The following is a 4,184-nucleotide window of genomic DNA, read 5'->3' as shown; positions in this document are numbered from 1 at the left end:
ACGCAGAACACCACGCCGATGACGGTCGCCAGCGCGTTGAGGAAGAGCCCAATGTCGCCGCGCAACACATTGTAATAATTGAAAAAGAAAATCGTCGATCCAAGAAAGGCGGCAACCGCCAGCGTCGGCAGCAAGGTCGACCAGAAGGCCACCGAAAGGCGGCTGAGATAGGATGGGTCCTCATTGGTGGGGTCGGCTTCGAACACCCGCCCGAACAGACGCCTGCCGCCAACCAGCAGCACCAGCGCCAGCCCGAGCGCCACGAAGGTTGCCGCCAGGATCGCCTGGAACTTGAACTTGAAGGCAAAGCTCAACCAGGACGACACCGCCTTGTAGAGATTGCCGAACTCGTCGCGGGCGTCGGAAAACACCTGCGGGCTCAGCGCATCCGACAGCACGTAGCGCTTGGTCAAAAGATTGCGGAACAGCTCGCTGCGCATATTGCCGATCTTGTCGATCAGCCCGCTGATGCGGATCGACAGGTTCTGTGCGCTGGCAACGACCGCGTTGATCTCGGCCTTTTCCGATGCAAGCGCCTGACGCTCGCCCGTCACGATGTCGGGCTCCTGCGGCTGGCCCGCCGCCGGTGGAGGACCCAGCACCTCGATGCGATTGTTGATCTCGGTGAGCCGCGAGCGGAATACCAGCGCACTGGTGAGTGCCGCCCGCGACAGGTCCTCCAGCTGCAGACGGATCTCCACGAGTGAGGCATCGTCCTCACCGTCCTGCTGTATCTTCTTCTCGAGATCGTCCGTCTTGGCCGTTAGATCCTGGATGACCTTTTGCTGATCGGTGACCAAACCGGCCGAGCCCTGGCCGAGCGCTTGCGCCATCGCCTCAAACGAAAGCGGCGCCGAAACGACCAGCGTGAGTACCAGGATGAGACGAAGCAATCGGAAAAGCATGATTTGTTGGCGACTCATCGGCGGCAAAGGCAATTTGAAAGCCTGTCCTTGATAAAGACGGCCCTATCATGGGGCAAGCCGTCGTATCGCGAGCCCATCCGATCATTGGCCCCAACCGATCACTCACGCCGAGTGATCCCATCCCGGGCGTCGGCCAGTCGAAAGGCGATGGCGCAATATTGGCTTTGCGGATGCGGCCTGCTCTATAGTCTGCCGCATCGCCCGAACCGGATGACATCAATGGCAGAGTACTCGGCCTTTTCGCTGCTCGCGAACGCGCTCAAGGGAAACAAGGATTGGAAGCCGGCATGGCGCAAGCCTGACCCGAAGGCGTCCTATGACGTCATCATCATCGGTGGCGGCGGTCATGGGCTGGCGACCGCCTATTATCTTGCCAAGGAACACGGCATCACCAATGTCGCCGTTGTGGAAAAGGGCTGGCTCGGTTCCGGCAATGTCGGCCGCAACACCACGGCCGTGCGCTCGAATTATCTGCTGCCTGCCAACACCCGCTTCTACGAACACTCGATGAAGCTGTGGGAGAACCTGTCGCACGAGCTCAACTACAATGTCATGTTCTCGCAGCGCGGCTGCCTGAACCTGGCGCACACGCCGGCCCAGTTCGACGACTATGCAAGGCGCGGCAACGCCATGCGCCATCTCGGCGTCGATGCCGAACTGATGACGAAGGCTGAGATCAAACGCCTGATTCCGGCGCTCGATATCTCCGACAGCGCTCGCTTCCCGGTGGTCGGCGGCCTGATGCAGCGCCGCGCCGGCACCGCCCGCCACGATGCGGTGGCCTGGGGCTATGCGCGCGGCGCCGACAGGCGCGGCGTCGACATCATCGAAAATTGCGAGGTCACCGGCTTCCTGCGCGACGGCGACCGCATATCAGGCGTCACCACTTCGCGCGGCGACATCCGCGCCAGGAAGGTGGCCGTGGCGGTCGCCGGCAGCACCGGACGCGTCATGCAGATGGCCGGCATCGAGACGATGCCGATCGAGAGCCATGTGCTGCAGGCCTTCGTCACGGAATCGCTGAAGCCCTTCATCGACACGGTCGTCACCTTCGGCATGGGCCATTTCTACATGTCGCAGTCGGACAAGGGCGGCCTCATCTATGGCGGCGACATCGACGGCTACAACAGCTACGCCCAGCGCGGCAATCTGCCTGTCGTCGACGAGGTGATGAGTGAAATGCTGGCGTTGTTTCCGGGACTCGCGCGCGTGCGCATGCTGCGCTCCTGGGGCGGTGTTTGCGATATGTCGATGGACGGCTCGCCGATCATCACCGCCGGCCCCCTGCCTGGCATGTATCTCAACTGCGGCTGGTGCTATGGCGGCTTCAAGGCGACGCCGGCTTCCGGCTGGTGCTTCGCCTGGACCATCGCCAAGGACCAGCCGCACGACCTCAACGCGCCCTTCACGCTCGACCGCTTCCACCGCGGGCTGGTGATCGACGACAAGGGCCAGGGTGCAAACCCGCGGCTGCATTAGGCAATAGGTAGAGTCCAATGTTGATCACTTGCCCCTATTGCGGCCCGCGCGACGTCATCGAGTTCACCTATCAGGGTGACGGCAATCGTGAGCGTCCCGACCCCGCCTCGCAGAATTTCGAGGCGTGGAACGCCTATGTCTATGACCGGCTGAATCCGGCCGGCGACCACAATGAGATCTGGCAACATTCCGGCGGCTGCCGCGCGCATCTCAAGGTCGTGCGCAACACGCTGACGCATGAGATTTCCAGCGTTGCCTTTGCGCGGGGCGATCATGGGCCGGCCGCGCGCCGCAAGGCGGAGGACAAGGCATGAGCCCGCGCCGTGCCGACACCGGCGGCCGCATCGACCGGCTGAAAACCATCCGCTTCACCTTCGATGGCACGGCCTACACCGGCCATGCCGGCGACACGCTGGCGTCAGCCCTGCTGGCCAAGGGCGTCACGTTGTACGGGCGTTCGTTCAAATACCATCGCCCACGCGGCCTGCTCACCGCAGGCGTCGAGGAACCCAACGCGCTTGTGACGGTGCTGAAGGGCGAGGTTCGCGAGCCCAACATTCCAGCGACCATGGTCGAGATCCATGACGGGCTGGTTGCCATCAGCCAGAACCGCTTTCCCTCGCTTGCCTGGGACATCAACGCCGTCAACCAGCTCGGCGGCAAGATCCTGTCGGCCGGGTTCTACTACAAGACCTTCATGGGACCGGTGTTCGGCCCGCTCAAGGGCACGCGTTTCTGGATGTTCTGCGAACACTTCATCCGCCGCGCAGCCGGTCTCGGCAGTGCCGGATCGGCGAAAGACCCGGCCCGCTACGAACGCATGAACGCCTTTTGCGACGTGCTGGTCGTCGGCTCGGGGCCGGCCGGCCTGATGGCCACCAAGGCCGCCGCCGATCAGGGTGCGCGCGTCATGCTGGCCGATCTCGAGCCGCATTTCGGCGGTTCGGCCAACTGGTCCGAGGAAACGATCGATGGCGCGCCTGCCGCCGATTGGGCGCGGCGCACCGTCGCCCAGCTCGCAGGCCGCGACAATGTCCGGCTTCTGCCGCGCACCACGGTGTGGGGTTACTACGACAACAACACGCTTGCGGCGCTCGAACGGGTCAGCGACCACAAGGAGCACCCCGGCAAGGGCGAGCCGCGCCATCGCTATTGGGCGATCCGCGCCAAATCCGTGGTCCTGGCCACTGGTGCGTTCGAGCGGCCGCTCATCTTCCCCGGCAATGACCGGCCAGGCGTGATGCTGGCGCATGCCGCCGAGCGCTATGCCAACGAATTCGGCGTGCTGCCGGGCGAGCGGATCGCGTTGTTCACCAACAATGACAGCGCCTATCGGGCGGCTGTCGCCTTGAAGAAGGCCGGCGCCGCGGTCGTCGCCATCGCCGATGTCAGGCCGGAACTTTCGCCGGAGATGCGCAAGCTGGCCGCGGAAGCCGAGGCAGAGATCTTTGCCGGCCATGCCGTCGTCGCCACCGAAGGCGGCAAGGCGCTGTCCGGCCTCAAGCTGCAGCGCTTCGACATGGCCAATGGGGCACTCATCGGTGATGCACGCAGTATCCATGCCGATTGCCTGCTGATGTCCGGCGGCTGGTCGCCGACCATCCATCTGGCCAGCCAGGCCGGCGCCAAGGCGGAATGGAACGCCGCGCGGCAAGCTTTCCTGCCGCCAGAGCCGACACAGAGCTGGATCGGCGCAGGCGCCTTCACCGGAAGCTTCTCGACGGCCGAAGCCATCGCCGAAGGCCGCGCCGCCGGCCTCGCCGCCGCAGGCGGGCAGAG

Annotated in this window: 3 protein-coding genes and 1 pseudogene; 3 read left to right on the top strand and 1 reads right to left on the bottom strand. The window is 64.2% G+C overall.

Translation table 11 applies throughout. The annotated features are described in order from the left end of the window. Positions 1-905 (bottom strand): annotated as a pseudogene (locus EOA22_RS26095) (mechanosensitive ion channel family protein); the annotation flags it as partial. Between the two features lie 240 nt (positions 906-1,145). Between EOA22_RS26095 and EOA22_RS26090 the strand changes: the two are divergent. The 3 genes from EOA22_RS26090 to EOA22_RS26080 form a co-directional block, all read left to right on the top strand. Further along, complete coding sequence (locus EOA22_RS26090; protein ID WP_063170258.1) at positions 1,146-2,405, top strand: sarcosine oxidase subunit beta; 1,260 nt, start codon at positions 1,146-1,148, stop codon at positions 2,403-2,405. 17 nt (positions 2,406-2,422) lie between these two features. Then, positions 2,423-2,719, top strand: coding sequence for a sarcosine oxidase subunit delta (locus EOA22_RS26085; protein WP_027160522.1), 297 nt, complete (start codon positions 2,423-2,425; stop codon positions 2,717-2,719). Continuing rightward, positions 2,716-4,184, top strand: a 1,469-nt coding sequence (locus EOA22_RS26080; RefSeq protein ID WP_127390313.1) for a 2Fe-2S iron-sulfur cluster-binding protein, incomplete at its 3' end; no start/stop codon positions are given. The genes EOA22_RS26085 and EOA22_RS26080, both read left to right, overlap by 4 nt.

It is taken from the genome of Mesorhizobium sp. M7A.F.Ca.US.014.04.1.1 (assembly GCF_003998745.1).
Lineage (GTDB): Bacteria > Pseudomonadota > Alphaproteobacteria > Rhizobiales > Rhizobiaceae > Mesorhizobium > Mesorhizobium ciceri.
This window is presented reverse-complemented; position numbering and strand designations above follow the sequence as displayed.